Below are 24,257 nucleotides of genomic sequence, written 5' to 3' on the forward strand. Positions count from 1 at the left end.
CAACCATCGCGGCATGGCCCTCCCCTCCCCCGAGCGAGCGTCCAGCGCATCGGAGCAGCTTGAAGCCCTGCTCTGCAAGCCGTGGCCCTTTCCGGGTCGCCCTCCCAAGCATGACCTCTCGACATGGCGCGTCACCGATGATTGGCCCGATCCCGTTCCGGTCACGCTGGCGGAAGTCGAAGTGTTCGAACGCTGGTTCGGCGACCTGTTCGACGAACTGTTTTCCTCCCCCATTTGAGCAGACCTATTGGAGAGTGCCATGACCGCGCCGCAGACCATCACGGGGGCGCGTGCGGCGCTCTATCTTCGCGTCTCGACGGCGCGGCAAGCCGAACATGACGTGTCGATCCCCGACCAGCAGCGGCAGGGCGAAGGCTGGTGCGCAGCGCGCGGTCTCAAGGTCGTCGATACCTATGTCGAGTCCGGCGCCTCCGCGACGAATGATCGCCGCCCGGAGTTCCAGAGACTGATCGAGGCCGGGACGTCGAAACCTGCGCCGTTTGACCTCGTGGTGGTCCACAGCTTCTCGCGCTTCTTCCGCGATCATTTCGAGCTGGAGTTTTATATCCGCAAGCTCGCCAAGAACGGCGTGAAGCTGGTCTCCATCACGCAAGAAATGGGCGACGATCCCATGCACGTCATGATGCGGCAGATTATGGCGCTGTTCGACGAGTATCAGTCGAAAGAAACCGCCAAGCACGTCCTGCGCGCCATGCGCGAGAATGCCCGCCAAGGCTTCTGGAACGGATCGCTGCCGCCGATTGGCTACCGCGTGGTTGCTGCCGAGCAACGCGGCGCCAAAGTCAAAAAGCGGTTGGAGATAGACCCCTTCCATGCCGAGACCGTGCGGACCATTTTCCGGCTCGCCTTAGAGGGCGATGGCGTGGCAGGTTCGATGGGAGTCAAGGCCATCGCGGCTTGGCTCAACGAGAGGTCCATTCGCACCCGCGACGGCGGGCGCTGGGGCCTCGGCGCTGTCCACCAGATTCTGACCCGCTCAACCTATGCCGGACGCCACGAGTTCAATCGGCGAGGCAAGGACAGGAAACTCAAGCCGAAGTCTGAGGCCGTCGTGGTCGATGTGCCGCCGATCATCGATCAGGAGACGTTTGACGGGGTGCAGGCGCACTTGCAGGCCCGCAACCCCAAGAAGGTGCCGCCTCGCGTTGGAAGCGGTCCTACGCTCCTTACAGGCCTCATTCATTGCGCGAAGTGCGGCGGCGCGATGACCATCCGCACCGGCAAGGGCGGGCAGTATCGCTATTACGCCTGCTCGACCAAGGCGCGGCAGGGACCGACCGCTTGCACCGGGATGAGTGTCCCAATGGAGCGGCTGGATGATCTGGTAGCCAAGCATTTGGAGGACAGGCTTCTCCAGCCCGACCGGCTGGAAGTCATTTTGTCCGCCGTGCTGGATCGGCGGCAGGAACAGGCGACGCGCAAGCGCGCCCATGTGGCCGATCTCAACAAGCGAGCCACCGAGACCGACCTACGGCTAAAGCGACTCTTTGACGCAATCGAGAACGGCATTGCCGATGTGGACGATCCTGACCTCAAGGAGCGCATCGCAACGCTCAAGGCGACGCGCGATCAGGCGAAGGCCGATGCGGAGCGCGTGACGGCCTCGCTCAGCGCTGCGGGCCAGAAGGCGGTCGCGCCTGAATTGCTGGCGAAGTTCGCCGCCGCCGCGCGCCAGAGAATGCGAATTGAGGGAGGCGGCTATCGCCGCGAGCATGTCCGCGCGCTGGCACAGCGGGTGGAGGTCGATGTCGGGGAGGTTCGGATTCTCGGCTCGAAAAGCAATCTGCTGCAAGCGCTGATCGCGGGAGCCGCCGAAACAAAGCCGGGCGCCGTGCCCAGCTTTGTTCCGAAGTGGTGCGCCCGGCAGGATTCGAACCTGCGACCACCCGCTTAGAAGGCGGGTGCTCTATCCAGCTGAGCTACGGGCGCGTGCACCAAGGCTGTGGATCGCGCGAATAGCGTGGTTTGCGAGGGCTGCAAAGCCGGTTAAGCAATGCGGCGATGACCGAGTCTCCGCCGCCCGCCCATCCCGTGCACGTCCGCGCCGCCAGCGTGCACCAGTTCCGCTATTATGATCTGGTGATGGCGGCCTTTGTCGCGATCCTGCTGCTCAGCAACATCATCGGGGCATCGAAGCCGAGCTATGTCACCCTGCCCGGGGGCACCGAATGGGCCTTTGGCGCGGGCGTGCTCTTCTTTCCGATCAGCTATATCATCGGCGACGTCCTGACCGAGGTTTATGGCTATGCGCGGGCGCGCCGGGTGATCTGGACCGGGTTCGCCGCGCTCGTCTTCATGGCGTTCATGGCGTGGGTCGTCGTCGCGCTGCCGCCGGCGCGCGACTGGCCGGGGCAAGCGGCCTATGAGTTCGTGTTCGGCAACAGCTGGCGCATCGTCATCGCCTCGATGACCGCCTTCTGGGTCGGCGAATTCGCCAACAGCTATGTCCTCGCGCGCATGAAGCTGTGGACCGAGGGCCGGCATCTGTGGATGCGCACCATCGGGTCGACGATCGTCGGCCAGGGGCTCGACAGCCTGATCTTCTACCCGCTCGCCTTTTACGGACTCGCCGGCTGGCCTCCCGAGCAGCTTTATCAGGTCGTGCTGTCGCAATGGTTCATCAAGACCGCCTGGGAGGCGGCGCTGACCCCCGTCACCTATCTGGTGGTCGGCACGCTCAAGCGCCGCGAGGGCGTCGACGTGTTTGACGAGGGAACCGATTTTACCCCCTTCCGCGCCAAGGTCTGATCCGCGTGACGCTGACCCTGCTCGCCGCGCTGTTCGAGGAGCACAAGCTGTCGATCGTCGCCTCGGTCGGGCTCGGCAAGGACGCGCTGCATATCTATTTCGGGCTGGCGCTGTTTCTGGCGGTGCGGCTGATCTGGCGGCGGCGCGGTGTCGGACTGATCGCCTGGGTTGCGGTACTTGTCATGGCGTGCGGCGGCGAATGGCTCGACCTTCAGGCCGAGATCAGCCGCTCGGCGATCCAGCCCGACGCCGCGCACTGGCACGATATCTGGAACACGATGTTCTGGCCGACGGTGCTGTTGATCGTCGGACGCTGGCTGGGGCCGCGCGCCGATGCGCCAGCGCCGGCGGCTATATCAGGCGAGAACGCCGAGCGCAGCTTCGAACAGGCGTAGCCCATCGGTGCCACCATGCGCGCGGTCGATCGCGCGTTCGGGATGCGGCATCATGCCGAGGACATTGCCCGCATCGTTGAGCACGCCTGCGATGGCGCGTGCCGAGCCGTTGACGCTGTCGGCATAGCGAAAGGCCACGCGCCCCTCGCCCTCGATACGGTCGAGCGTGTCGGCGTCGGCGAAATAATTGCCGTCATGATGGGCGACCGGAATATGGATTGTCTCGTCCGCGCGATAGGCGGCGGTGAACAGCGACTGGCTGTTGGCGACGGTCAGCGGCACCGTGCGGCAGACGAAATTGAGGCCCGCGTTGCGCATCAGCGCGCCGGGCAGCAACTGCGCCTCGGTCAGCACCTGAAAGCCGTTGCATACGCCCAGCACCGGCACGCCGCGCGCCGCGGCGTCGGCAACGGCGCGCAGGATCGGCGACCGCGCCGCCATCGCGCCCGAGCGCAGATAATCGCCATAGGAAAAGCCGCCGGGCAGCGCGATGAAATCGGTGCCGTCCGGAAGCGCCGTCTCGCGGTGCCAAACCATCGCGGGCTTGACGCCGGTCACGGTTTCGAGCGCGACGGCCATGTCGCGATCGCAGTTGGAGCCGGGAAAGACGATGACGGCGGTCTTCATGAGCAAGGCTCCTTCGCGGCGGTCAGGCGCGTTCGATGCGGTAGTTTTCGATCACCGTGTTGGCGAGCAGCTTTGCGCACATCGCGTCGAGATCGGCATCGCTGGTGCCGTCGGCCACGTCGAGTTCGATGAAGCGTCCGGCGCGCACATCGGCCACGCCGCCGAAGCCCAGCCCTTCGAGCGCATGATGGATCGCCTTGCCCTGCGGGTCGAGCACCCCGGGCTTGAGCGTCACATAGACATTCACTTTCATGGGCGCGTCCCTTCATGTTTCGGCCGGGCGGGTTCGGGCCGGGGAGGATGGGCGCGCCTATGCCCGCGAATCGCCGCGCGGGCAAGGGGCCAGCGCGGCAAATCGGCCGCACCCGGAAAATGCGAACCGCTCGCAACTTTCCTGTTGCGAATCCCTCGCACTATCCCTAGATCAGCCTTGTTGAGAAGGATTCGCACATGGTCGTCTGTGTCTGCAACGCAATAAGGGAACGCGATTTGCGCGACGTCGCAAAGGACGGCCAGTTGCGCTGCGCCAAGGCCGCCTATGCGCAACTGGGTCGCAAACCCAAATGCGGTCAATGCCTGCCTTTCGCTCGCAATATCATCAGCGACATCACAGCGACCGCCTGAATTTTTCCGAGATTTCCGCCACTTTTCAGCTTGGCCTGAACGGGTCGGGGCGCCTATAATCCTGTCTTCTCACCCCACCCGACAAGGACAGGACGGACAATGAAGGGCGACCCCAAGGTCATCGATTTTCTCAACGAAGCGCTCAAGAACGAGCTGACGGCGATCAACCAATATTGGCTGCACTATCGCATGCTCGACAATTGGGGCGTCGCGCGTCTTGCGCATTTCGAGCGCGAGGAATCGATCGACGAGATGAAGCACGCCGACAAGCTGGCCGACCGCATCCTCTTTCTGGGCGGCCTGCCCAATTTCCAGCTGCTCGGACGGCTGCGCGTCGGCGAAACAGTCGAAGAGATCCTCAAGGCCGACCTCGCGCTCGAGGAAGAGGCGATCCCGCTGCTCAAGGACGCGATCGCGCATAGCGAAAGCGTGCGCGACTATGTCAGCCGCGATCTGTTCGCCGACATTCTGGAAAGCGAAGAGCATCATGTCGACGAGCTGGAGAAGCAGTTCGAGATGATCGAGCGCATGGGAATGGAAAATTACGTCCAGCTCCAGTCGAAGCCCGCCGGCGACGACTGACGCCGGAACGACAAAAATCCATGGATTTTTTGGGGGCGCCTGCGGGCGCCTCATTTTTTGCTTGTTTTTGCTAATGACTATCAATAGCTCTGTTTACGCAGTCCCCTCCTGCCGGCTGCTGCGGCCCTGCGGCAGCCGGCATCTTTTTCGGAGGGACCGGGCTGCATGCCGATGCGCCGCGGATTTGGGCCATCGATGGGAGGAATGATGGAAACCAGCACGCTTGTCCGCCGCCTGACCGAACAGCCGTTCGTACGCGACCTGCCGGTCGGCGCGGCGCAGGCGGTTCTCGCGCTGCGCTATTGCGTGCTGTGCCATCGCAGCGAGCGCGACCCGATGCCCGAACTCGAACGGCGCTGGGGCAACATCCTCGCGGCGCGCCGCTACCGTCTCGTCGTGGAGGCGATCGGTCATTGCTGGCCCGACCCCTTCGCGGTCGCCCCGCCCTGCTGCCCGCGCGCCAGCTTCGACGAAGCGTTGCTCGCGGCGCTGGTCGGTGCCGCCGGTCGCGACGACCGCGCGGCGTTCGACTGGCTCAGCGCCGAAATGCTGGGCGGCGACGCGCGCGAAATGCTGTTCGTCGCGCTCGGCAATTTCCTCCGCGCCAAGGCGCCGCGCCGCGGGCCGAATGCCTAAGATTCGCCAACAAAAAGAGCCCGGCACAGCGGCCGGGCCCGAGGAGTGTTTCGCTGTTTCGGCCTATTCGGCGGGAACCGGCTTGCGCGCGGTGATCATGCCTTCGACCTTCGTTCCGTCCGCACGGACCGGGTCATGCGCGACGTCGCTGTCGTCGAATACCTTGGTCCAGGCCGCAAATTCGAGGCACACGCCGTCGGGGTCGAAGAAATAGACCGAACGGACGAACACATCATCGTTCATCTCGTCCGACGATTGCGTCGGCGAATTGTCGTGGTTCAGGATCTTGGTGACCTTGACGCCCTTTTCGACGAGGCGGTCGTAATATTCATCGAAGCGCTCGGCGGGCACATTGATCGCGATATGGTTCATCGATCCGTGCGCCGACATGAAATTGCCCTGCGTCGGCAGCGCTTCGGGCGCCGAGATTCCCGGCACCGCTTCGGGCGCACCGTCGAACCAGAAAAAGGCCAGGCTGTCGCCATTGCCGATATCGAAGAAGAAATGCTGGCCGCGATTGCCGGGAAGGTCGATCGTCTTGGTCAGCGGCATGCCCAGAATGTCGCGGTAGAATTCCACCGTCCTGGCCATGTCCTTGCACACGAGCGCGAGGTGGTTGACCCCGCAAAATTCGAATTCCTTGTTCGCTTCTGCCATCGTCCGTCTCCTTTGCGTCTCAGTTCGGATTGGCGCCGGGGCGGGCCTTCATGCCCTGGTACCAGCGCAGGATATTCCTGTTGTCGGGGTCGAGCGGTTGACCGACGCTCGCGCCGAAATCGAGGAAAGCGAAGAGCATGATGTCGGCGAGCGTCAGGCGGTCGCCGGCGATGAACGCGCGACCGGCGATCAGCGGATCGAGCCATTTGAGACCATCCTGTGCCATCGCCTTCAGCCCCGCCGCGGCTTCGGGCAGACAGCGCATGCGCGGTTCGAACAGCGGCAGTCCCTCCGCAAAGCGAAAGCCGTTGGTCAGTGGTTCGCAAATCTTGAGGTCGACGCGCCGCGTCCACATCCGCGTCGCCGCGCGCTCCTCGGCCGTCGTGCCGATCAGCGCTGGATCGGGGAAGCGCTCCTCCAGATATTCGCAGATCGCGGTAATCTCGGTCAGTACCGTCCCGTCGTCGAGCTCGAGCGCCGGGGTCTGCCCCGCCGGGTTCACGCTGCTGTTATAGGGAGGGCGCCGGTTTTCACCGCCGCGCAGGTCAATCTCGACCTCGGGCAGGCTGATCCCCTTTTCCGCCATGAACAGTTTCACGACACGGGGATTGGGGCCGACGCTATTATAGAATTTCATGGCCATCCTCTCAGTATCCTTCTAGCAGCTTCCGGCATAACCGTCAACTTAATTGACGGTTATGCCGGAGCGCGGCCAGCGGACGCGGTAGAGCGTCCCGGTGGTCGACGCGGTGATATAGGCGTCGCGCCGATCGGCGCCGCCAAACGCAATGTTGGTCACGCCGATATCGGGGAGCGGCAGAAACTCCGACCCGCCGCCATCAGGATCGAAGATGGTGATGCCGCCTTCGACCATCGTGCCGACACAGATACGGCCGCCTTCCTCGATCGCAAGGCTGTCGAGCAGGCGGAAGGCGGGCGGCGTACCGACGAACCGCCCCGGCGCCCACGGCGGCGGCGGCGCGAGCTGGCCCGGTGCCACCACCTCCATCGCCCAGACGCGCGCGGTCATGGTCTCGCTGACGTAGAGCGTCCCGCCGTCGGGGGAGAGGCCGATGCCGTTCGGACCGATCATCTCGGCGCGCTGGCGCGTGATCGAGGAGCCGTCGGTGCTGGCATAGTAGATGGCGCCATGATCGCGGCCGCTGCCGCGCACCTGACCATGGTCGGTGAACCAGAAGCCACCATCGCGGTCGAAGACGATGTCGTTCGGCCCCTTCAGCCGCTCGCCCTCGAAACTGTCGTAGAGCGTCGTCACCGCCCCGCTGGCGAGGTCGACCCGCTGGATCGAGCCGCAGGCGGCGTCGTGCGCGGCATGACCCGGAAAGAGCAGCGGCCCCGCCCGGGTCCACTGGAACCCGCCATTGTTGCAGACATAGGCAGCACCATCGGGGCCGATCGCCACGCCATTGGGCCCGCCGCCCAGCTCGGCCACGATCGACAGGCTTCCGTCCGGGGCGACGCGGGTCAGCGTGCCGCGGGCAATCTCGACGAGCAGCACCGCCCCGTCGGGCATCGGCACCGGCCCTTCGGGAAAGCGCAGGCCGGTGGCGACGACCTCGGGCGCGCCGAAGTCGCTCATTCGGGTTTCGACCGCGGCGCGCTCAGGAAGTCGGCGGCATCGAAGCCTTCGGGGGCCGCGACCTCGACGATCGGATCTTCGCGCGCGTCGAACTCCATGCGCAGCGCGCGGGTGATGACCGCGTGCATGTCATAGAGGCAGGTGATGTATGTGAACTCGAAAATCTGCTCGTCGTTCCAGAAGGTCTTGAGCTTGTCGAACACCGCCGTCGGGACGCGGCCGTTCGCCTGGCTGAGGCAATCGGCATAGGCGAGGACGGCGCGTTCCTGATCGTTATAGCAGTCGGCGACCTGCCAATGGGCGATCGATGCGATCTTCTCTTCGCTGACCCCCAGACCGCGCAGTGACTTGCAATGCTGCGAAAAGACGAACTGGCTGCCCTTCACCCAGCCTGCGCGCGTCTGCCCAAGCTCGCGCAGCACCGGGTCGATCGAACGCGCCGGATTGCGATAGACCGCGAAACCGTCGACCGCATGTTTGAAGATGTCGGGCGACAGCGCATAGACGGTCCACCAATCGCCCGGCGTGCCGGTCGCGGTACCGGGTTCGGCCACCGGGTCGCGGTCGCCGAACAGGCGCTGATAATAAGCGAGAACGATCTCGTCGGTCACTTCGGACCGCGGAACCTGGCGCAAGACGGGCATGAAAGGGACTCCTCAGGCGTTGGCAAATTTGCGGAATTCGGCGACGTGCGCGCTGTCGAAATATTCGTCGAGGCGCGTGATCCGGCCGTTTTCTACCTCGCAGATGATGGCGCACGGCAGGCGCACCGGGCCGTCGTCGTGAACGCGGCGCCCCTTCAGCACATGCTGCTGGACAAAGCCCCCCGGAAAGGTGGTCAGGCGGCGGTCGGCATATTCGCGGTCCTTGATGCGCGCGACCATCCCGGTCAGCGTCTGCGCCGTCTGCGCCGGGGTCACGATCAGTTCGTCGGTATTGTGCCATATCTCGGCATCGGGCGTGAAACTGTTCTGCATCGTTTCGATGTCGCCTTGCTCGATCGCGTCGAAAAAGCGCGTCGCCATGGCGCGAATGTCGTCCTGTTCGCTCACCAGTCTCTCCTCAAATCCGCGCGCCGAACATGCGGCCGCCATTGGCCGCGATCAGCCCGTCGATATCGTCGCCCTTGTAATCCGGATCGGCGGATTCGCCGAAGGCTGTCAGCATGTCGCGCGTCACCAGTTCGGCCATCGCCTTCCATTCGGGGTGGGTGAAAATCCAATAGTCGCCATTCTCGATCGCCTGGACGACGCGCGCGCCGATCTTTGCCGGGTCCATCCCGCCCGCAAGCACGCCCTGCATGGCCTGGCTGGTCGCCGCCGCGCGGCCCACCTCGACCTGCGCCGGGCGCAGATCGCGCGTCGTTTCGACAATGCGCGTCGCCGACATCCCCGGCATCAGGACCGAAATATCGACGCAGGTGCCCGCAAGCTCGTTGCGCAGCGCCATCGCGATGCCGAGCGTTGCATATTTCGAACTGATATAGGCGACCGAGATCGGCGGCGGCACGATCGCAACCATCGACGATGTGATAACGAGGTGGCTCGCCTCGCCCGATGCCTTCATCGCACCGAGGAAGGTGCGGCAGGCATAAAGATGCGCATGGGCGTTGACGGCATAGTTCCAGCGCCAGACGTCGGTGTCATAATCCTCGAACGGCCCCGAACCGCCGCCCACACCGGCATTGCTGAACAGGATGCGTACCGGGCCGAAAGCCTGCGCGGCGGCACCGGCATCGGCCCAGCTTGCCTCGTCGGTCACGTCGAGCTGCAACCCGATCGCCTCGGCCCCCGCGGCGCGCAGGCTTTCCGCCGCCGCTTCCGCCCCCGCTCCGTCGATATCGGAGAGGACCAGCCGCGCGCCCCTGTCCGCCAGCGCCCGCGCCGTCGCGAGGCCAAGCCCGCTGGCGCCGCCGGTGACGAACGCCGTCTTGCCTGCAACATCGGTCATTCGGCGAAATCCTGGTCGAGGTGGCGCGTCATCGCGAACTGGGCCAGCCCTGCGGCGACGGCAAAGGGAAGGATGGCAAGCAAGGCCCAGCGCAAGCTTTCATCACCATAGGCCGGTTTGAGGTAATCGCTCACCACGCCGATGAACAGCGGACCGAGGCCGAGGCCGACGATGTTGAACATCAGCATCAGCACCGCCGCGGCCGTCGCGCGGCTGCGCGGCGGGGTGAGATTCTGCACCAGCGCCAGCGCCGGGGCGACATAGGCGGTGCAGGCCGCCATCGGGATCAGCAACAGCGCAAGCGACACTTGCCAGCTATCGACGAAGAGCGCCGCGGCGAAGCTCGGGATCAGGACGGCGGTGGCCAAAGCGGGAATCGATCCATAGGCGCGCGGCGATCGCTTCGCGACGTGGCTGACCAGCCAGCCGCCGCCGAGGATGCCGATCCCGAAGGTAATGCCGGCGGCGGGCGCGAACCAGGTCGCCATCGCATCGAGCGGCATGCCCTGGGTGCGCATCAGGAAGGCCGGGATCCAGTTGAGCATGCCATAGCTGACGAAGGCGGCAAGGCCGCTGCCGACCATCACCATGCGCAGCGACCGGCGGCGCACGAACATCGCAAGGCTCTGCCGAAAGGGCAGCGCTTCGTCGGCCGTCTGCTGCTTGTCCATGGCGCCGCGCGCGGGTTCGCGGACCAGCCAGATCAAGAGCGGCGCAACAAGGATACCGACGACGCCGATGACCAGGAAGGCATTGCGCCAGCCTATGTTGGCCGCCGCCCAGGCGCCGAAGGCGGCGCCGACGAACACGCCGAACGGACCGTTCAGCGTGAACAGGCCGATCGCCAGCGGCCGGCGATCGGGCGGGTAATAATCGGCGATCACCGACAGCGACGGGGCGGTGCCCCCCGCCTCGCCCGCGCCGACGCCGAAGCGCATCAGCGCCAGTTGCCAGAAGTTCGACACCATGCCGCACGCGGCGGTGAAGCCGCTCCACACCACGCAGGCGATACCGATCAGCTTCACCCGGTTCCACCGGTCGGCGATCATCGCGACCGGGACGCCCATCGCCGCATAGAAGAGCGCGAAGGCAAGGCCGGTGAGCAAGCCGAACTGCGTATCGCTGAACTGCATATCGGCGCGGATCGGTTCGACGAGCACCGACAGCAGTTGACGGTCGACGAAGTTGATCGTGCCAACCAGGAACAGCATCGCGAGCGCAAAATTGCGGCGGACGGCGATCGAACGGTCGGCCGGCGCGGCGCCCGCATCAAGGGCGGTGGCTTGCGTCATAGCTCTCCCCAAACATGTGATTCTTGTCGGGTCAAAATACTTAGGTATTTAAGTTTATCTGTCAATGTGCTTTACGGTAAGGCGACATCGAACGGGAGAGAGCAATGGATATCAAGGGTAAAACCGCCATCGTTACCGGGGCCGCGAGCGGCATCGGCCGCGCCACCGCCGTTGCGCTTGCCGAGCGCGGCGCCGCCGCGATCGCACTTGTCGACGTCAACGAAATCGACCTGCGCGAAACGGCGGGTCGCGTCGAGGCGGCGGGCGCGCGAGCGACGGTCCACCGCCTCGACCTGTCCGACATCGCCGCGACCGAAGCCTGGTTCGCGGCGCATGGCGACGTCGACATTCTCCACAACAATGCCGGGGTCGTATCGGGACTGCCGCAATTTCCCGACGTCGACGCGGCGCGCATCCGCTGGATCATCGACGTCAATGTGACCTCGCTGATCGCCGCGACGCAGATCGCCGTGCAGGCGATGCGCCGCCGCGGCGGCGGGGTGATCGTCAACACCGTGTCGACCGTCGCGCTCGGCACCGGATTTTACGATACGATGTATGCGACGACCAAAGCGGCGGTGATGATGTTCACCCGCTGCTGCGCGCCGCTGAAGGCCGAATGCAACGTCCGCGTCGCGGGGATGCTGCCGGGCCTTGTCGATACACCGATCCTCGACACCACGGGCGCGGGCGGCAAATCGGAGTGGATGGAGCAAGTGCTTGCCAATAATGAAGCCTGCGAACCCAGGGATATCGCCGGCGGCGTCATCGCGCTGATCGAGGATGACGGTTTGGCCGGGGGCGACTGGCTCGCGGTGCGGCGGCTCGCCGGAAAGATCGAATATCAGTGGGGTCATGCCGATACGGTCTGATCCACGCTCGTCATTGCGGGCGAAGCCGCGTCGCTTCGCTCTTCGCAATGGCGCAGGAGGTCAGCGCGTCGGCGCGGCGAGCATATTCTTGCCGAACAGGTTCGACCATTGCTCCTCGGTCAGCACGGGCCGCGCGCTCGCAAGGTTGGCGGCATTCTTGACGTCGGTTCCGGCAATCACCGCCGGCCGCTCGCCCACGCGCGCGAACCAGTCGGCAACGGCAGGATAATCGTCGAGCGTCAGCCCGATCAGCTGCACCGCGCGCGCCCAGGGCCAGGCCGCCATGTCGGCGATGCTATATTCCTCGGCCAGATAGTCTGCCTCGGACAGGCGTCCGTTCAGAACGTGCAGCAGGCGAACCGTCTCGTTCCGGTAGCGCTCGGTCGGGTAGGTCTGGCCTTCGGGTGCGTAGCGGATGAAATGATGCGCCTGCCCCTGCATCGGCCCGAAGCTGGCCATCTGCCACATCAGCCATTGCTGCGCCTGGCTGCGACGGCGCGGATTTTCGGGCAGGAACTTGCCGCTCTTTTCGGCAAGATAAAGCAGGATCGCGCCGCTTTCGAAGACAGGCAGCGGCGCCCCACCGCCGATCGGTTCATGGTCGACGATCGCGGGCAGGCGTCCGTTGGGGTTGATGCGCCGAAAGTCGGGGGTGAGATGATCGCCCGCGAGCACATCCATCTTGAGCAGGCTGTGCGGCAAGCCCGTCTCTTCAAGCATGATCGAAACCTTGTGCCCGTTGGGCGTGGGGGTGAAATAAACCTCGATCATGCAATTCCTCTTTCGGCAAAACGGGCGCGGGCGGCGGCAAATGCGGCGTCGAAGGCAGGCTTCCCCGCCGGGTAGCCCGCAACGGTGAGCGTGACACCCGCGATCCGCCATCGCCCGTCGCGGATCAGATGGTGGGTGTAATGACCGACAACGTCGCCCATCAGCGCGGCGCCATCGACGGTAATGAAGTGCGCCGCATCGACGATTCCCGTCACCACGGCGCGATCGCCCTCGATCTCGGCGCGTACATTGTGCAGCCGGTGCGCGGTCGCGTCGAAACCCTCGAGCGCGCGGCAGCGGCGCGTCCATTCATCGGCATCGATCGTCGCGACGATCGACCCGATCGCGCCATAGTCGATCGCGATCCGGTCGGCGAACAGCGCTCGATACGCGCCCCAGTCGCGCGTATCGAGCGCGGTGGCATAAGCGGTCACGACCGCCACCGCCGCTTCCCGGTCAAAGAATGCGTCGATAGCGGCCGCGTCCGTCGGCATTCTAGTGGGACTGCCAGCTAGCGGGACTGCTAGAATTTGAAGCCGGCTTCGATCGACAGGTTGCGCGGCGGCTCGAGATAGAGAATCGCGCGCGGAACCGCGGTGATCGGCGCCGGCAGGTTGAACGCGCTGCCCGTCGTCAGCTCGTTGGTCAGATTCTTGCCGACGAAGGCCAGGAACCAGCGCTCGTCCGCATCCGAAAGCTGCACGCGCAGGTCGAGCTTCACATAGCCTTTCTGGATGCCGAAAATCGGGCTCTGATTGTCCGAGTCGAAATATTTCGAGCGGCCCGCCGCGACGCCCGTGATGTCGAGCTTCAGATCATCGCCCAGCGGCACGCGGCCATGCGCCGAGACATTGCCGGTCCATTTTGACGTGTAGGCGAGACGATAGCCGGCAAGATTGTTGGTCGCCGGCGTGCAGGTGCTCGGCTGCGACGCAAGGCAGGCAGCCCCCGGATAATCATCATATTTTATGTCCTGATAGGCACCCGATGCGGTGATATCGAGGTTGGGCGACAGATAGAGCGCCAACGATCCTTCGATGCCCTTCGACGTCGCGCTCGCGGCGTTGCCGGTCAGATAGCTGGAGGTTGCCGGCTGATAGACCGAAACCTGCAGATTCTTGAACTGGGTGTCATAGACCGAGACGTTGGCGACGACCTTGCCGTCGAACAGCGTCGATTTGACGCCCGCTTCATAGTTGGTCGAACGCTCGGGCTTGAACGCGAAGGTCGCGTTCGTCGTGCCGAGGGTATTCGACACGAAGCCGCCCGACTTCGACCCGCGGCCATAGGTCGCGTAGAGCATGATGCGCGGTGCGACGTCGAACTGCACCGTCACCGACGGATCGACATTGCCTTCGCTGAGCGAACCGACCGCGCTGGAGATCGGACGGATCGCAAACGGGCCATAGACCAGCCGCGAGGCGAAATCGGCGTCCTTGCTCGTGTGGCTGTAACGCAGGCTGCCGATCACGCGGAAGGTGTCGGCCAGGTTCAGCGTACCCTGTCCGAAGAGCGACCAGCTGTCCGACGTCTGGTTGAAGCGGCTGTCGATGCGGCCGAAATAGGGCGAACCGAACAGGTTGGCGATATTGAAGCCCTGCAGCTGGTCGAGCCGGTATTTGCCATGGTCGTAATAAGCGCCGACGATGAAATCGAAGGTGCGGCCGGTCGGCGACAACAGGCGAATTTCCTGGGAGAATTGCTCGAAGCGTTCGGGGAAGCTGTTGTATACCGAATTGTTGGTAAACGCGCCGCCGCCGCCCGGAATCGTCTGATCGAAGCCGTTGACGATATTGGCGTTGAACCAGCTGTAACCGGTCACCGACGTCAGCGTATAGTCGCCTATCGCGATGTTGCCGGTGCCCGATATCATGACCGATTTGGTCTTGGTCCCTTCATCGCCGAGCGCCGACTTGTCGAGATATCGGGTAAGGTGCGGATCCTGCGCGCTGGTCAGCGGGCTCGACACGGTAATGCCGCCCACGACATCGCGGTTCGCATATTCGACCTTCGCGGTGTAATCGAAATTGGCCGACGGTTCCCATTTCATCGTCAGGCGGAGAAGCTGCTGCTTGATCTCCGGATCGTCATGGTCGGTCGCGAGGTTGCGGATATAGCCCTGCTGGTTGAGCACCTTCATCGCGAGGCGCGCGCTCAGCGTGTCGGTCAGCGGCCCCGACAGATAGCCCGAAAAGTCGGTGCCCTTGAAATCGAAGTTATAATTGGCGGTCAGCTTGCCTTCGAACTGGTCGGTCGGCCCCGCCGACACGACGCTGACCGCGCCGGCCGCGGTGTTCTTGCCGAACAGGGCGCCCTGCGGACCGCGCAGCACCTCGACGCGCGCGAGGTCGAAGAAGGGTGCCTGCGCCTGACGCGACCGGCCGGCGTAGACGCCGTCGACATAGAGCGAGACCGACTGGTCGAAGGCGAAGTTCGCCGGCGGCGAGCCGAAGCCGCGAATGTAGATCACGTCGTTGCCCGCGGTCGACTGGACGAAGACGTTCGGCGTGTAATTCATCACCGCCTTGATGTCGTTCGAGTTGAAATCGTCGAGCCGCTGGCCGCTGACGACCTCCATCGAGATCGGAACATCCTGGATGTTCTGGGCGCGCTTTTGCGCCGTCACGATGATTTCATTGCCGCTGCCGCTTGCTTCCGCGGACGTATCGGCGCCATCGTCGGCAGTCTGCGCCATCGCCGGCGCGGCGGTAGCCAGCATCGCAAGCGTCGCGACGCCAGCGAGCAGATTCGAATGTCGAGCCTTCATCTTCACCCTCCCATAGAGCCTAGTGCAACGGTACCGGTTTCTCCGTCCGATCCGTCAATCTGATTGACCCTTAGTATACTAATGGTTTTATGCTTGTCCAGAGTTTCAAGAGAGGATTCCCGATTATGACCAACGAAAATCGCCAGAGCGCGCTTGCGAGCCGCCCCTTGTGCACCGTGGAGTTCGAGGTGGGGGGCGGCCTGATCGGGATCGGCGCCTCGCCTTTCGGCGACCAGCGGCTCGGCTATATCACGGGCGGACGATTTTTCGGACCGCGAATCAAGGGTATCGTTCTGCCGGGTGGCGGCAATTGGTCGCGCAGCGGGCGGCTGGGCGAGGCGGCGTCGGTCGGCACCTTCGACGCGCGCGCGGTGTGGCAGACCGACGACGGCGCGCTCATCTACCTCAGCTATACGGGGCGCAGCCTGATCCCCGATGACGTCCGCGCTGCCTTCGCCGACCCTGCCGCGCCCTATGTCGATCCCGCGCTTTATTATCTGCGAATCGCGCCCGTGTTCGAGACCGCGAGTCCCCGATACGACTGGCTCAACGGCCTGCTCGCCGTCGGCGTGGGCGAACGCACCGACTTCGGCGTGCGCCATGTGATCCACGAAATATTGTAGGGCGCCCCTAGAGTCGGGGCCCTAGCCCACAGCGCGGTCGCGGCCTTCCCAATAAGGCGCGCGCAGTTCGCGACGCAGCACCTTGCCCGACGGGTTGCGCGGCAACGCGTCGATCGTCTCGACGCTCTTCGGCGCCTTGTAGGCAGCGATGCGCTCGCGCGCCCATGCGATGACATCGGCGGGCTCGACCGTGGCGCCGGGCGCGGGGACGACCAGCGCCTTTACCGCCTCGCCCCATTTGTCGTCGGGCACGCCGATGACCGCAACATCGGCGACGCCGGGGCAGCCCATGATCGCGCTTTCGACCTCGGCCGGATAGACATTCTCGCCGCCCGACACGATCATGTCCTTGATCCGGTCGTGGACGAAGTAAAAGCCGTCGGCGTCGCGATAGCCGACGTCGCCGGTGTGCAGCCAGCCGCCGATCACGGTTTCGGCGGTCGCCTCGGCGCGGTTCCAATATTCCTTCATCACAATGTCGCCGCGGATCGCGATCTCGCCGATCTCACCGTCGCCGAGCGGCCGCCCCTCGCCATCAAGGATCGCCATCTCGGTCTGCGGCCAGGGCTGACCGCACGAGGTAAGCTTGCCGGGCAGGTCGTGCGCGGCGGGCGAGAGGTAGGAGCCGCCGCCCGAGCTTTCGGTCATGCCATAGAATTGCACGAAATCGCAGCCAAAGGTCGTGCGCGCGCGGCGCAGCACATCCTCCGCGATTGGCGAGGCGCCATAGGCGATCGACCGCAACGCCGAATAGTCGCCTGTCGCTGCGGCGGGCTGTTGCAGCATCATCTGGATCATCGCGGGCGCGAGGAAGGCGTGCGCAACGCGTTCCTCCGTCAGCATCCGCACCGCATCGTCCGCGGCGAAATCCTTGACCAGCACCAGCCGCCCGCCCTGCGCCAGCCCCGAAAAGCTGACATTGGTGCCGGCGACGTGGAACAGCGGCATCACGATCATCACCGTTTCGTCCTCGCCATAGGCGAAGCCATCGACCTCGGTCGCCATTTCGAGGAAGCGGCGGTAGTTCTTGTTGGCGAGCACGACGCCCTTGGGCCGCCCGGTGGTGCCGCTCGTATAGAGCTGCAACACATCGTCGGCGAGTTGCGGCGCGTCGGTGGGCGGGGTCGCGGCCGCATCGCCGAGCCAGGCGTCGAAGCTTTCGAAGTCGGGGTGCGCGCCATAAAGCACCACCAACCGCGGCTTTTCGGCAAGCCCGGCGACCGCGGCCAGCGCGGTGTCGAAGAAATCCTCGCCCACGAAGAGCAGCTTCGGCGCCGCGTCGCCCAAAATGAAACCGATCTCGCCCGCGGCGAGGCGGCAGTTGATCGGCGCCAGGCAGGCGCGCGCACGCGCGGTGCCGAAGAAGAGCGGATACCAGGCGTCGTGGTTCTTGGTCAGCACCGACACCCGGTCGCCAGGCCCCACCCCCGACGCCAGCAGCGCGTTCGCGACCCGGTTCGACTGCGCATCAAGCGCGGCAAAACTCGTTTCGCGATCTCCATATTTGACCGCGACCGCCTGCCCACGCGCGCGCGCCTGCGCCGCCGGAATATCGGCCAGCGTCCGAATGGCCTCCAGATCGATCATTTCGCTCTCCCATCGTCACTTTGATCTTGAATTAGATAGAATACTAAGCAAATACTTGGCCAGCAAAAAAGCGAGAGGATCCGCCTTGTTCGATCACCCCATCCTGCCGACAACGATCGTCGGAAGCTACCCCCAACCCGATTGGCTGATCGACCGCGAACGATTGAAGGCCAGCCTGCCGCCGCGCGTGCGTGCCGAGACTTTGTGGCGCATCCCCGAACCCTGGCTGGCGGATGCACAGGAGGCCGCGACCTTGATGGCGATCCGCGATCAGGAAGAGCTGGGCATCGACATCGTCGGCGACGGCGAGATGCGCCGCGAAAGCTATTCGAACCGGCTCGCGACCGCGCTGTCGGGGATCGACACCGAACAGCATGGCACCGCGATCGACCGCACCGGCAACGCCAATCCGGTACCGCTCGTCTCGGGCCCGATCCGCCGCGTGGCGCCGATCGAGGCGCAGGACGCCGCCTTTCTGCGCCGCCATTCAACCAAGCCGGTCAAGCTGACCCTGCCCGGCCCCTTCACCATGACCCAGCAGGCCGAGAACGCCTATTATCCCGACCTCAGATCGCTCGCGATGGATTATGCCGATGCGGTCAATGCCGAGGTGAAGGATCTGTTCGCCGCCGGCGTCGATGTCGTCCAACTCGACGAACCCTATCTGCAGGCGCGCGCCGCCGAGGCGAACGCCTATGCGATCGAGGCGATCAACCGCGCGCTCGACGGCGTCGGCGGCACGACCGCGCTGCATATCTGCTTCGGCTATGCGATGGTGCACCACAGCGCGGGCGCGACGGGGCCGAAGCCGAAGGCCTATGATTTCCTCGCCGAACTCGAAGCGTCGGCGATCGACGTGATTTCGATCGAGGCGGCGCAGCCGGGGCTCGACCCCGCGATCCTCGCCGAACTGCCGACCAAGACGATCATGTACGGGGTGCTCGACCTGTCGATGCCCGAGGTGGAGACGCCCGAAATCGTCGCGGGCCGCATCCGCGAGGCGCTGCGCTATGTCGACGCCGAACGGCTGTGGATCGCGCCCGATTGCGGGATGAAATATCACAGCCGCGACCATAGCCAGGCGAAGCTGAAGGCGATGGTCGACGGGGCGGCGCTGGTGCGGGCGGAGCTGAAGTAACCACTCTCCCCTCCCTCTTGCGGGAGGGGTCGGGGGTGGGCAGCGACGCCGCCCTGGCCCACCCCGCTGCGAGTAGCGAGCAAGCTCACAACTCTCGCTGCCCCTCCCGCTTGCGGGAGGGGAGGTCAGGCGTCGATGAAATCCGTCAACAACGGCACCACCAACTCCGGCGCCTCGACCATCGGCAGATGCCCTGCCCCCGCGATTACCTCCAGCCGCGCGCCCGGAATCGCGTCCAGTATCTCGTCATGGTGCGCGCGGCTGGTGATACCATCCTTGTCGCCCCAGATCAGCAGGGTCGGCACCGCAATCTCGCCCAGGCGCGGGCGGCTGTCGATGCGCGCCATGATCGCGCGCTGCTGCGCAAGGAAGGTATCGGCGCCGGTATCCGCCGCCATCTGCCGCGCGATGCCGAGCAGGCGCGCGTCGCCGCGCTTTTCTTCGGGAAACAGGATCGGGATGCGCTCCTCGACCACCTGATCGAACCGGCCGCTTGTCACGAGGTCGATATAGCCCTGCCGCCGCGCGGTCTGCCCTGGACCATCGGCCGAGGCGAGCGTCGAGATCAGCACCAGCTTCGCAACCCGCTCGGGCGCCCGGCGCATCACCTCGAAGGCGATGAAGCCGCCCATGGCGTGCGCGACCAGCGCGAATTTCGGCGGCGCATTGTCGAGCAGGCGCTGCGCGAAACCCGCGATCGTATCGTCGCAGCGGTTATCTGCGACGATGACCTCGCGGTCGGTCCACGCGTCAAGGAGCGGCTGCCATACCGCGTCGGTCAATAGCTGGCCGGTGATGAGGACGATCGGAAGCGTCATGGGGTCAATCCTAAAGCGTCGTCATTGCGAGGAGCCCAAGGCGACGCGGCAATCCAGAGCAGGCGTAAACCGCACTGGATTGTTTCGCTCCGCTCGCAATGACGAAATGTTTCATACCACCTGATGCAGCAGCGCTTCGCCCGCCCCCAGCCGACGGCAATTCTCATGCGCCACCGTCAGGCTGCGCACGAGCGTCTCGGGCGTAAGCCATGCGATATGCGGCGCGAGCACCGCATTGGGCAGGCCGAGCAGCGGATTCCCGCGCGGCAACGGCTCCTCCGCAAACACGTCGAGCCCCGCGCCGCGCAGATGGCCCGCGGTCAGGGCCGCGACCAGCCGCTCCTCGTCGACCAGTTCGCCGCGCGCGGTGTTCACCAGTATCGCGCCCTGCTTCATCGCGAACGGGTCGATGCTGGCGCGCGTCTCTTCGGTCAGCGGGATGTGCAGCGAGACGATATCGCTCTCCGCGAGCAACTGGCCAAGCGGCAGAAATTCATAAGGCCCGTCGCGCTCGCTCCGCGCCGTAAAGACCACCCGCGCCCCCAGCGCGGCGAGCACCGGCGCGAGCAGTTGCGCCGAATTGCCGAACCCGACAAGCCCCACGGTGCGCCCGCCGACCTCCCCCACCGAATCGAGTTCGGACGGATCGGCGGTCCAGCCTTCGCCGGCGCGGGTCCGTGCGTCGAAGAAGCAGGTGCGGCGCAGCACCGCCATCATCAGCGACAGCGCCATTTCGGCGACCGCCTGGCTGTTGGTGCCCGGCATGTTGCACACCGCGACGCCATGCTCGCGCGCCGCGTCGAGCGCGATCGTGTTCACGCCGACGCCGAGCTTCTGGATCAGCTTGAGCCTGGGCGCCGAAGCGATGAAGTCGGCCGTAACCGGGGTCAGCACATGGAGCAGCGCGGTGATCTCGCCAGCCACCGCGTCGAGCGGTGCGGCTTCGTCGACATGCGTCACGACGCCCGCGCCAAAGACGGCATCGACCGCCGCGCGGAAACCGGGGCTTGGGCGGGCGTGGAGAACGATCATGCCGCGACCCGCCCGATCGACCCCGCAAAGGCCGAAAAGCCGGCAAATTCGGCATCGGCGCCCATCGCTTCCTCGATCCGCAGCATCTCGTTCCACTTCGCCATCCGTTCGGAGCGGGTAAAGCTGCCGACCTTCAATTGCCCCGCGTCCCAGCCGGTGGCGAGATGCGCGATCGTGACATCCTCGCTCTCGCCCGAGCGCGCCGAGACGATCGCGCCCCAGCTGCGCGCGACCGCGGCGTCGAGCGCGGCCTTCGCTTCGGTGACGGTACCGACCTGGTTCACCTTGATCAGCGCCGCATTGCACACCGCCGCATCGCCCGCGCGCTCGACGCGCGCCGCATTGGTGACGAGCACATCGTCGCCGATGATCTGCACCCGGTCGCCGATGGCCGCGGTGACCGCCGCCATCGCGGTCCAGTCATCCTGCCCCGCCGGGTCTTCGATCGACAGGATCGGATAGCGCCCCGCCCATTCGACGATGCGCGCCGCCATGTCCTCGCTCGTCAACCGCCCCTCGTCGAGCGCGAGGCTGTAGCCTGACGCATCGCCGAGTTCGTTCGCCGCAATGTCGAGTGAGATGAAGACGTCTTCGCCCGCGCGGTGCCCGCTGGCCTCGATCGCCTTTGTCAGCGTGCCCAGCGCATCCTCGTTCGAGGCGAAATTCGGCCACCAGCCGCCTTCGTCGGCGACCCCCGACAGCGGCCCCTTGGCTTCCATCAGCTTGCCCGCGGCGCGATACACATCATCGGTGATTTCGAGCGCGCGACGAAAGCTGCCCGCCGCGGGGCACATGATCATGAAATCCTGCACGTCGGTACGCCGCCCGGCATGCGCCCCGCCGCCGAAAATCTGGATCTCGGGCAGCGGGATGCGGACTTTGCGGTCCCCGGCGAGGTAGCGCCACAGCGGCAACCGCGCGTCGGCGGCGGCCGCGTGCAGCACCGCCATCGACACCGCAACGACCGCATTCGCCCCCAGCCGCGCCTTGTTCGGGGTGCCGTCGAGATCGCACAGCGCCTTGTCGACCGCCGTCTGATCGCCCGCATCCATGCCGATCAGCGCGGGCGCGATCTCGGCCCCGATCCCGGCGACCGCGCCATTGACGCCATAGCCGCCGAAGGCCGGGCCGCCGTCGCGCAGGTCGATCGCCTCATGCGCGCCGCGCGAGGCACCGGCGGGCGCAATGGCGCGGCCAACCGCGCCCGATTCGAGTATAACTTCGGCCTCGACCGTGGGGCGGCCACGTGAATCCCAAAGCTGGCGGCCGGTAACCGAAGCGATAGGCGACGTCATTCCTTGGTCCTTTTCCAGTTTGCGACGAGCGCATCGATGGGCGCTGGCGCGAGCAGCAACGTACGCGCCTGATCGCGCACGATTTGTTTGTGATGGCTGTCGGTCAGATAGGGCGCGGGCGATTTGCCCTCGACCCGCGCGAGCAGCAACGCGGCGGTCAGTTTGCCGGCGCGCAGCGCCAGCGCGTCGGCGTCTTCCCAATCGATGCCGGCGCGATAGGCCTCGACCAGTGCCGCCGCGGCCTCGCCGAGCCGTTCGTTCCCCAGCCACACCGCCTTCAGCAGCAGATGCGTGGTGCAAAAGGCTAGGTCGAACGCCGGGTCGCCATAGACTGCACATTCGGCGTCAAGGAACACCGGCCCGTCTGCACCGACGAGAATATTCTTGGGGCTGACGTCGCCGTGAACGAGCGCCACCTTGCGCGACGAGAGGTCGTCGGCGAGCGCGTAGAGCGCCGGCGCAAGCTCGGCATCCTTTTGCGCAACGAACAGCAGAAAGGGATCGACGCGCAGCGCGCGGAACATCGCATCGGTCGGAAAGGCGTCGCGGTCGGCGGCGCTGTTCGCGGTCGCGGCGTGGACCGCCACGATGCCGCGACCGACAGCCGCCGCGAACGCCGGATCGACACGGCCCGCGATCAATTCATCCTTCCACACCGGACAATCCGGCAGGAAGCGCATCGCGAAGCCGTGGCCGGGCAATTCGGCCAGCACCTCGGGCACCAGATGCGGATCGACGCCGCGCGCCCGGCGCAGCCAGCGCACTTCGCTCGCGCCGCGTTCGACCGGTGCGTGCCATTCGGCGGCGACACGCAATTGCTCGAGCGGCCGCTTGACGACGATCGGCCCCGCCGGGCCGTCGACCCGCCACACGTCGCAGGACACGCCGCCGGTCAATGGCTCGAGGACGACCTCGCCCTCGCCCGCCAGCCCGGCCGCGCGCAATCCCGCAATGATGTCGGCGGTCGCCGTTTCCACTTACAGCTTCTCCCGGATCCAGCCGCTGACCAGATCGGCGGCATTTTGCCGTTCTTCGATCGAATCCTCGAAATAATGCGCGCCGGGGATCAGTTCGAGCCCTTTGTCCGCGGTACCGAGAAAGTCGAAGATCTTGCGCGCATCGCTGGGGAAGACGCCGGTGTCGGCGAGCCCCTGTACCACCAGCGCGGGCGTGTCATGCTTGGCGAGGTGCGGCTGCCCCTGGCACGGCGAGGTTTCGAGGCTCCACATGTTGAGCCAGGTCTTGATCGTATTGGCGCGGCCGATGCTGGGGGTGCGGTTGGCGATTGCCGGGTCGCCGCGATAACACCAGTTGGGCTTGCGGTCCGACGGATCGATCGCCGGATCGACGCAGCGGATGTCGCCCCAGCAGCGGAACATCGGAAAGATGCGGTCGGGGATTCCGGCCGCATTGAGCCGCGCGAGTTCGGCCTTTGCCCAATCGGTGATGCGCTGGTTGCGCGCGCGCTGGCCCGCGCGGTATTTTTCGATGAAGGCGTCCGAATAGGGCGGGCCATTGTCGGGATTGAACGGGTCGAGCTCGGGATCGGTCAGCGTCGGATCATTTTCGTCGATCACCGACGCGTCCATCCAGTCGGTCAGCACCTCGGGACGTCCCTGGTGGGCGTTGAAGCTGATATAGAGATCGCCCCTGATGAGCTGCGCCAGCGCATCCTGACCGATTGACGGCAGCCGGTCGGTCAAGGTCGGCGCGATCGCTTCGGCCTGATAGGCGCCCATCAGCGAGCCGCCGCCCGAATTGCCGAGGATCACGATCTGTTCGACCCCGGCCTCTTGTTTCAGCCACTTCATTCCGACCCCGATGTCGAGGATGGCATGTTCGAGCAGGAACTGGTCCTCGAACCCGCGATAGCGCGTATTCCAGCCGAGAAAGCCGAAACCGGCGCGGGCGAAATAGGGTGCGATATAATGTTCGGAAAAATCGACATTATAGTGGGTGGCGATGATCGCGACCTTGGGCCGCTTGCCCGCCTCGGTCCAATATATGCCCTGACAGGGATGGCCGCCCGCCTGAATCCGCGGCGCGGTCGGCGACGTGCGGCCGATGAATTGTGCGTCCAGTCCTGCAATCCCGTTCGGGTCCACCATCATCGTCTCTCCTGCCTGTTATATCTCATAATCGTCATCCCGGACTTGATCCGGGATCCATTCTCTCGACGCTGGTTAAATGGATCCCGGATCAAGTCCGGGATGACGAGCGTG

The 24,257-nt window shown here is 65.2% G+C and carries 28 protein-coding genes, 1 tRNA gene and 1 pseudogene; 10 read left to right on the forward strand and 20 right to left on the reverse strand.

Translation table 11 applies throughout. The features are described from left to right. Positions 1-13: 13 nt before the first annotated feature. Both ACT17R_RS05065 and ACT17R_RS05070 read left to right on the forward strand, forming a co-directional pair. Positions 14-238 carry a hypothetical protein gene (locus ACT17R_RS05065; protein ID WP_444809087.1) on the forward strand — a complete coding sequence of 75 codons (225 nt, stop codon included), beginning with the start codon at positions 14-16 and terminating at the stop codon, positions 236-238. 21 nt (positions 239-259) lie between these two features. Continuing rightward, positions 260-1,300, forward strand: a pseudogene (locus tag ACT17R_RS05070) (recombinase family protein); the annotation flags it as partial. 195 nt (positions 1,301-1,495) lie between these two features. Here ACT17R_RS05070 and ACT17R_RS05075 read toward each other — a convergent pair. Together ACT17R_RS05075 and ACT17R_RS05080 are read right to left on the reverse strand one after the other, a co-directional pair. Beyond that, positions 1,496-1,813, reverse strand: coding sequence for a hypothetical protein (locus ACT17R_RS05075; protein ID WP_444809088.1), 318 nt, complete (start codon positions 1,811-1,813; stop codon positions 1,496-1,498). Positions 1,814-1,873: 60 nt separating this feature from the next. Further along, positions 1,874-1,950 (reverse strand) — tRNA-Arg (locus ACT17R_RS05080). A 72-nt stretch (positions 1,951-2,022) separates the two neighbouring features. Here ACT17R_RS05080 and ACT17R_RS05085 point away from each other — a divergent pair. Both ACT17R_RS05085 and ACT17R_RS05090 read left to right on the forward strand, forming a co-directional pair. Then, a complete protein-coding gene (locus ACT17R_RS05085) occupies positions 2,023-2,769 on the forward strand; it encodes a queuosine precursor transporter (RefSeq protein ID WP_444809089.1) in 747 nt (248 codons plus the stop codon). Positions 2,770-2,774: 5 nt separating this feature from the next. Beyond that, complete coding sequence (locus ACT17R_RS05090; RefSeq protein ID WP_444809090.1) at positions 2,775-3,164, forward strand: hypothetical protein; 390 nt, start codon at positions 2,775-2,777, stop codon at positions 3,162-3,164. Here the strand turns inward: ACT17R_RS05090 and purQ are convergent. Together purQ and purS are read right to left on the reverse strand one after the other, a co-directional pair. Further along, positions 3,126-3,791, reverse strand: a complete 666-nt coding sequence (gene purQ, locus ACT17R_RS05095) for a phosphoribosylformylglycinamidine synthase subunit PurQ (RefSeq protein WP_062768115.1) — start codon at positions 3,789-3,791, stop codon at positions 3,126-3,128. The genes ACT17R_RS05090 and purQ overlap by 39 nt on opposite strands. Positions 3,792-3,813: 22 nt before the next feature. Further along, on the reverse strand, positions 3,814-4,044 hold the full coding sequence (gene purS, locus ACT17R_RS05100) for a phosphoribosylformylglycinamidine synthase subunit PurS (protein WP_058812514.1): 231 nt from the start codon (positions 4,042-4,044) through the stop codon (positions 3,814-3,816). A 197-nt stretch (positions 4,045-4,241) separates the two neighbouring features. Here purS and ACT17R_RS05105 point away from each other — a divergent pair, with 197 nt between their 5' ends. From ACT17R_RS05105 to ACT17R_RS05115, 3 genes are all read left to right on the forward strand, one after another. After that, positions 4,242-4,415 (forward strand): (2Fe-2S)-binding protein, encoded by a 174-nt coding sequence (locus tag ACT17R_RS05105; protein ID WP_003049527.1) that lies wholly within the window; start codon positions 4,242-4,244, stop codon positions 4,413-4,415. A gap of 99 nt (positions 4,416-4,514) precedes the next feature. Further along, positions 4,515-4,997 (forward strand): bacterioferritin, encoded by a 483-nt coding sequence (bfr, locus tag ACT17R_RS05110; RefSeq protein WP_003049525.1) that lies wholly within the window; start codon positions 4,515-4,517, stop codon positions 4,995-4,997. A gap of 204 nt (positions 4,998-5,201) precedes the next feature. After that, a complete protein-coding gene (locus tag ACT17R_RS05115; protein ID WP_444809091.1) occupies positions 5,202-5,633 on the forward strand; it encodes an addiction module antidote protein in 432 nt (143 codons plus the stop codon). Positions 5,634-5,696: 63 nt separating this feature from the next. Here the strand turns inward: ACT17R_RS05115 and ACT17R_RS05120 are convergent, their stop codons facing one another. The 7 genes from ACT17R_RS05120 to ACT17R_RS05150 are packed head-to-tail and all read right to left on the reverse strand — an operon-like array spanning position 5,697 to position 11,132. Continuing rightward, positions 5,697-6,290, reverse strand: a complete 594-nt coding sequence (locus ACT17R_RS05120; protein ID WP_058812516.1) for a VOC family protein — start codon at positions 6,288-6,290, stop codon at positions 5,697-5,699. 19 nt (positions 6,291-6,309) lie between these two features. After that, on the reverse strand, positions 6,310-6,933 hold the full coding sequence (locus ACT17R_RS05125; protein ID WP_444809092.1) for a glutathione S-transferase family protein: 624 nt from the start codon (positions 6,931-6,933) through the stop codon (positions 6,310-6,312). A 42-nt stretch (positions 6,934-6,975) separates the two neighbouring features. Then, the gene (locus ACT17R_RS05130) at positions 6,976-7,890 is read right to left on the reverse strand and encodes an SMP-30/gluconolactonase/LRE family protein (protein WP_444809093.1); all 915 of its coding nucleotides are present in this window, start codon (positions 7,888-7,890) and stop codon (positions 6,976-6,978) included. Beyond that, a complete protein-coding gene (locus ACT17R_RS05135) occupies positions 7,887-8,534 on the reverse strand; it encodes a carboxymuconolactone decarboxylase family protein (protein ID WP_058812518.1) in 648 nt (215 codons plus the stop codon). Before ACT17R_RS05135 ends, ACT17R_RS05130 begins: the two co-directional genes overlap by 4 nt. Positions 8,535-8,546: 12 nt before the next feature. Then, the gene (locus ACT17R_RS05140; RefSeq protein WP_341681547.1) at positions 8,547-8,942 is read right to left on the reverse strand and encodes a nuclear transport factor 2 family protein; all 396 of its coding nucleotides are present in this window, start codon (positions 8,940-8,942) and stop codon (positions 8,547-8,549) included. A 10-nt stretch (positions 8,943-8,952) separates the two neighbouring features. Next, positions 8,953-9,840, reverse strand: coding sequence for an SDR family NAD(P)-dependent oxidoreductase (locus tag ACT17R_RS05145; protein ID WP_444809094.1), 888 nt, complete (start codon positions 9,838-9,840; stop codon positions 8,953-8,955). Next, entirely contained in the window at positions 9,837-11,132 is a 1,296-nt protein-coding gene (locus ACT17R_RS05150; RefSeq protein ID WP_444809095.1) for a spinster family MFS transporter, read from the reverse strand. Before ACT17R_RS05150 ends, ACT17R_RS05145 begins: the two co-directional genes overlap by 4 nt. Before the next feature lie 104 nt (positions 11,133-11,236). Here ACT17R_RS05150 and ACT17R_RS05155 point away from each other — a divergent pair, with 104 nt between their 5' ends. Further along, entirely contained in the window at positions 11,237-12,004 is a 768-nt protein-coding gene (locus ACT17R_RS05155) for an SDR family NAD(P)-dependent oxidoreductase (RefSeq protein WP_062901858.1), read from the forward strand. A gap of 60 nt (positions 12,005-12,064) precedes the next feature. On the opposite strand, the gene ACT17R_RS05160 is transcribed toward ACT17R_RS05155, so the two are convergent. From ACT17R_RS05160 to ACT17R_RS05170, 3 genes are read right to left on the reverse strand one after another with little or no spacing between them, the layout of a single operon-like run. After that, positions 12,065-12,775 carry a glutathione S-transferase N-terminal domain-containing protein gene (locus ACT17R_RS05160; RefSeq protein WP_444809096.1) on the reverse strand — a complete coding sequence of 237 codons (711 nt, stop codon included), beginning with the start codon at positions 12,773-12,775 and terminating at the stop codon, positions 12,065-12,067. Continuing rightward, on the reverse strand, positions 12,772-13,269 hold the full coding sequence (locus ACT17R_RS05165; protein WP_444809097.1) for a nuclear transport factor 2 family protein: 498 nt from the start codon (positions 13,267-13,269) through the stop codon (positions 12,772-12,774). The genes ACT17R_RS05160 and ACT17R_RS05165 overlap by 4 nt, the downstream gene beginning before the upstream one ends. Positions 13,270-13,298: 29 nt before the next feature. Next, positions 13,299-15,542, reverse strand: a complete 2,244-nt coding sequence (locus ACT17R_RS05170) for a TonB-dependent receptor (protein ID WP_444809098.1) — start codon at positions 15,540-15,542, stop codon at positions 13,299-13,301. Positions 15,543-15,667: 125 nt separating this feature from the next. On the opposite strand from ACT17R_RS05170, the gene ACT17R_RS05175 reads away from it, so the two are divergent. Further along, a complete protein-coding gene (locus tag ACT17R_RS05175) occupies positions 15,668-16,165 on the forward strand; it encodes a DUF3237 domain-containing protein (protein WP_444809099.1) in 498 nt (165 codons plus the stop codon). 21 nt (positions 16,166-16,186) lie between these two features. On the opposite strand, the gene ACT17R_RS05180 is transcribed toward ACT17R_RS05175, so the two are convergent. Continuing rightward, positions 16,187-17,752 carry a long-chain-fatty-acid--CoA ligase gene (locus ACT17R_RS05180; protein ID WP_444809100.1) on the reverse strand — a complete coding sequence of 522 codons (1,566 nt, stop codon included), beginning with the start codon at positions 17,750-17,752 and terminating at the stop codon, positions 16,187-16,189. Here ACT17R_RS05180 and ACT17R_RS05185 point away from each other — a divergent pair. Next, positions 17,733-18,890 (forward strand): 5-methyltetrahydropteroyltriglutamate--homocysteine methyltransferase, encoded by a 1,158-nt coding sequence (locus ACT17R_RS05185; RefSeq protein WP_444809101.1) that lies wholly within the window; start codon positions 17,733-17,735, stop codon positions 18,888-18,890. The two genes, ACT17R_RS05180 and ACT17R_RS05185, sit on opposite strands and share 20 nt — an antisense overlap. Before the next feature lie 125 nt (positions 18,891-19,015). Here the strand turns inward: ACT17R_RS05185 and ACT17R_RS05190 are convergent, their stop codons facing one another. The 5 genes from ACT17R_RS05190 to ACT17R_RS05210 all read right to left on the reverse strand — a co-directional run bounded on the left by ACT17R_RS05190 (position 19,016) and on the right by ACT17R_RS05210 (position 24,146). Beyond that, positions 19,016-19,708 carry an alpha/beta fold hydrolase gene (locus ACT17R_RS05190; protein ID WP_062901852.1) on the reverse strand — a complete coding sequence of 231 codons (693 nt, stop codon included), beginning with the start codon at positions 19,706-19,708 and terminating at the stop codon, positions 19,016-19,018. 111 nt (positions 19,709-19,819) lie between these two features. After that, positions 19,820-20,740, reverse strand: a complete 921-nt coding sequence (locus ACT17R_RS05195) for an NAD(P)-dependent oxidoreductase (protein WP_444809102.1) — start codon at positions 20,738-20,740, stop codon at positions 19,820-19,822. Then, a complete protein-coding gene (gene eno, locus ACT17R_RS05200) occupies positions 20,737-22,035 on the reverse strand; it encodes a phosphopyruvate hydratase (protein WP_444809103.1) in 1,299 nt (432 codons plus the stop codon). Before eno ends, ACT17R_RS05195 begins: the two co-directional genes overlap by 4 nt. Beyond that, complete coding sequence (locus ACT17R_RS05205) at positions 22,032-23,012, reverse strand: phosphotransferase family protein (RefSeq protein WP_444809104.1); 981 nt, start codon at positions 23,010-23,012, stop codon at positions 22,032-22,034. The genes eno and ACT17R_RS05205 overlap by 4 nt, the downstream gene beginning before the upstream one ends. Next, on the reverse strand, positions 23,013-24,146 hold the full coding sequence (locus ACT17R_RS05210) for an alpha/beta hydrolase (protein WP_444809105.1): 1,134 nt from the start codon (positions 24,144-24,146) through the stop codon (positions 23,013-23,015). It lies immediately after the preceding gene. Positions 24,147-24,257 lie beyond the last annotated feature (111 nt).

Source organism: Sphingopyxis sp. Q841, from assembly GCF_052384365.1.
GTDB classification, from domain to species: domain Bacteria; phylum Pseudomonadota; class Alphaproteobacteria; order Sphingomonadales; family Sphingomonadaceae; genus Sphingopyxis; species Sphingopyxis terrae_A.

Excerpts from the sequence above, each read along its gene's own strand:
- ACT17R_RS05085 (WP_444809089.1), top strand. The coding sequence starts at position 2,023 with ATGACCGAGTCTCCGCCGCCCGCCCATCCCGTGCACGTCCGCGCCGCC.
- ACT17R_RS05135 (WP_058812518.1), bottom strand. The coding sequence starts at position 8,534 with ATGCCCGTCTTGCGCCAGGTTCCGCGGTCCGAAGTGACCGACGAGATC.
- ACT17R_RS05185 (WP_444809101.1), top strand. The coding sequence starts at position 17,733 with ATGGCCTCCAGATCGATCATTTCGCTCTCCCATCGTCACTTTGATCTT.
- ACT17R_RS05160 (WP_444809096.1), bottom strand. The coding sequence starts at position 12,775 with ATGATCGAGGTTTATTTCACCCCCACGCCCAACGGGCACAAGGTTTCG.
- ACT17R_RS05145 (WP_444809094.1), bottom strand. The coding sequence starts at position 9,840 with ATGACCGATGTTGCAGGCAAGACGGCGTTCGTCACCGGCGGCGCCAGC.
- ACT17R_RS05165 (WP_444809097.1), bottom strand. The coding sequence starts at position 13,269 with ATGCCGACGGACGCGGCCGCTATCGACGCATTCTTTGACCGGGAAGCG.
- purQ (WP_062768115.1), bottom strand. The coding sequence starts at position 3,791 with ATGAAGACCGCCGTCATCGTCTTTCCCGGCTCCAACTGCGATCGCGAC.
- ACT17R_RS05170 (WP_444809098.1), bottom strand. The coding sequence starts at position 15,542 with ATGAAGGCTCGACATTCGAATCTGCTCGCTGGCGTCGCGACGCTTGCG.
- ACT17R_RS05125 (WP_444809092.1), bottom strand. The coding sequence starts at position 6,933 with ATGGCCATGAAATTCTATAATAGCGTCGGCCCCAATCCCCGTGTCGTG.
- bfr (WP_003049525.1), top strand. The coding sequence starts at position 4,515 with ATGAAGGGCGACCCCAAGGTCATCGATTTTCTCAACGAAGCGCTCAAG.
- ACT17R_RS05175 (WP_444809099.1), top strand. The coding sequence starts at position 15,668 with ATGACCAACGAAAATCGCCAGAGCGCGCTTGCGAGCCGCCCCTTGTGC.
- purS (WP_058812514.1), bottom strand. The coding sequence starts at position 4,044 with ATGAAAGTGAATGTCTATGTGACGCTCAAGCCCGGGGTGCTCGACCCG.
- ACT17R_RS05210 (WP_444809105.1), bottom strand. The coding sequence starts at position 24,146 with ATGATGGTGGACCCGAACGGGATTGCAGGACTGGACGCACAATTCATC.
- ACT17R_RS05105 (WP_003049527.1), top strand. The coding sequence starts at position 4,242 with ATGGTCGTCTGTGTCTGCAACGCAATAAGGGAACGCGATTTGCGCGAC.
- ACT17R_RS05190 (WP_062901852.1), bottom strand. The coding sequence starts at position 19,708 with ATGACGCTTCCGATCGTCCTCATCACCGGCCAGCTATTGACCGACGCG.
- ACT17R_RS05115 (WP_444809091.1), top strand. The coding sequence starts at position 5,202 with ATGATGGAAACCAGCACGCTTGTCCGCCGCCTGACCGAACAGCCGTTC.
- ACT17R_RS05155 (WP_062901858.1), top strand. The coding sequence starts at position 11,237 with ATGGATATCAAGGGTAAAACCGCCATCGTTACCGGGGCCGCGAGCGGC.
- ACT17R_RS05150 (WP_444809095.1), bottom strand. The coding sequence starts at position 11,132 with ATGACGCAAGCCACCGCCCTTGATGCGGGCGCCGCGCCGGCCGACCGT.
- eno (WP_444809103.1), bottom strand. The coding sequence starts at position 22,035 with ATGACGTCGCCTATCGCTTCGGTTACCGGCCGCCAGCTTTGGGATTCA.
- ACT17R_RS05065 (WP_444809087.1), top strand. The coding sequence starts at position 14 with ATGGCCCTCCCCTCCCCCGAGCGAGCGTCCAGCGCATCGGAGCAGCTT.
- ACT17R_RS05120 (WP_058812516.1), bottom strand. The coding sequence starts at position 6,290 with ATGGCAGAAGCGAACAAGGAATTCGAATTTTGCGGGGTCAACCACCTC.
- ACT17R_RS05180 (WP_444809100.1), bottom strand. The coding sequence starts at position 17,752 with ATGATCGATCTGGAGGCCATTCGGACGCTGGCCGATATTCCGGCGGCG.
- ACT17R_RS05130 (WP_444809093.1), bottom strand. The coding sequence starts at position 7,890 with ATGAGCGACTTCGGCGCGCCCGAGGTCGTCGCCACCGGCCTGCGCTTT.
- ACT17R_RS05195 (WP_444809102.1), bottom strand. The coding sequence starts at position 20,740 with ATGATCGTTCTCCACGCCCGCCCAAGCCCCGGTTTCCGCGCGGCGGTC.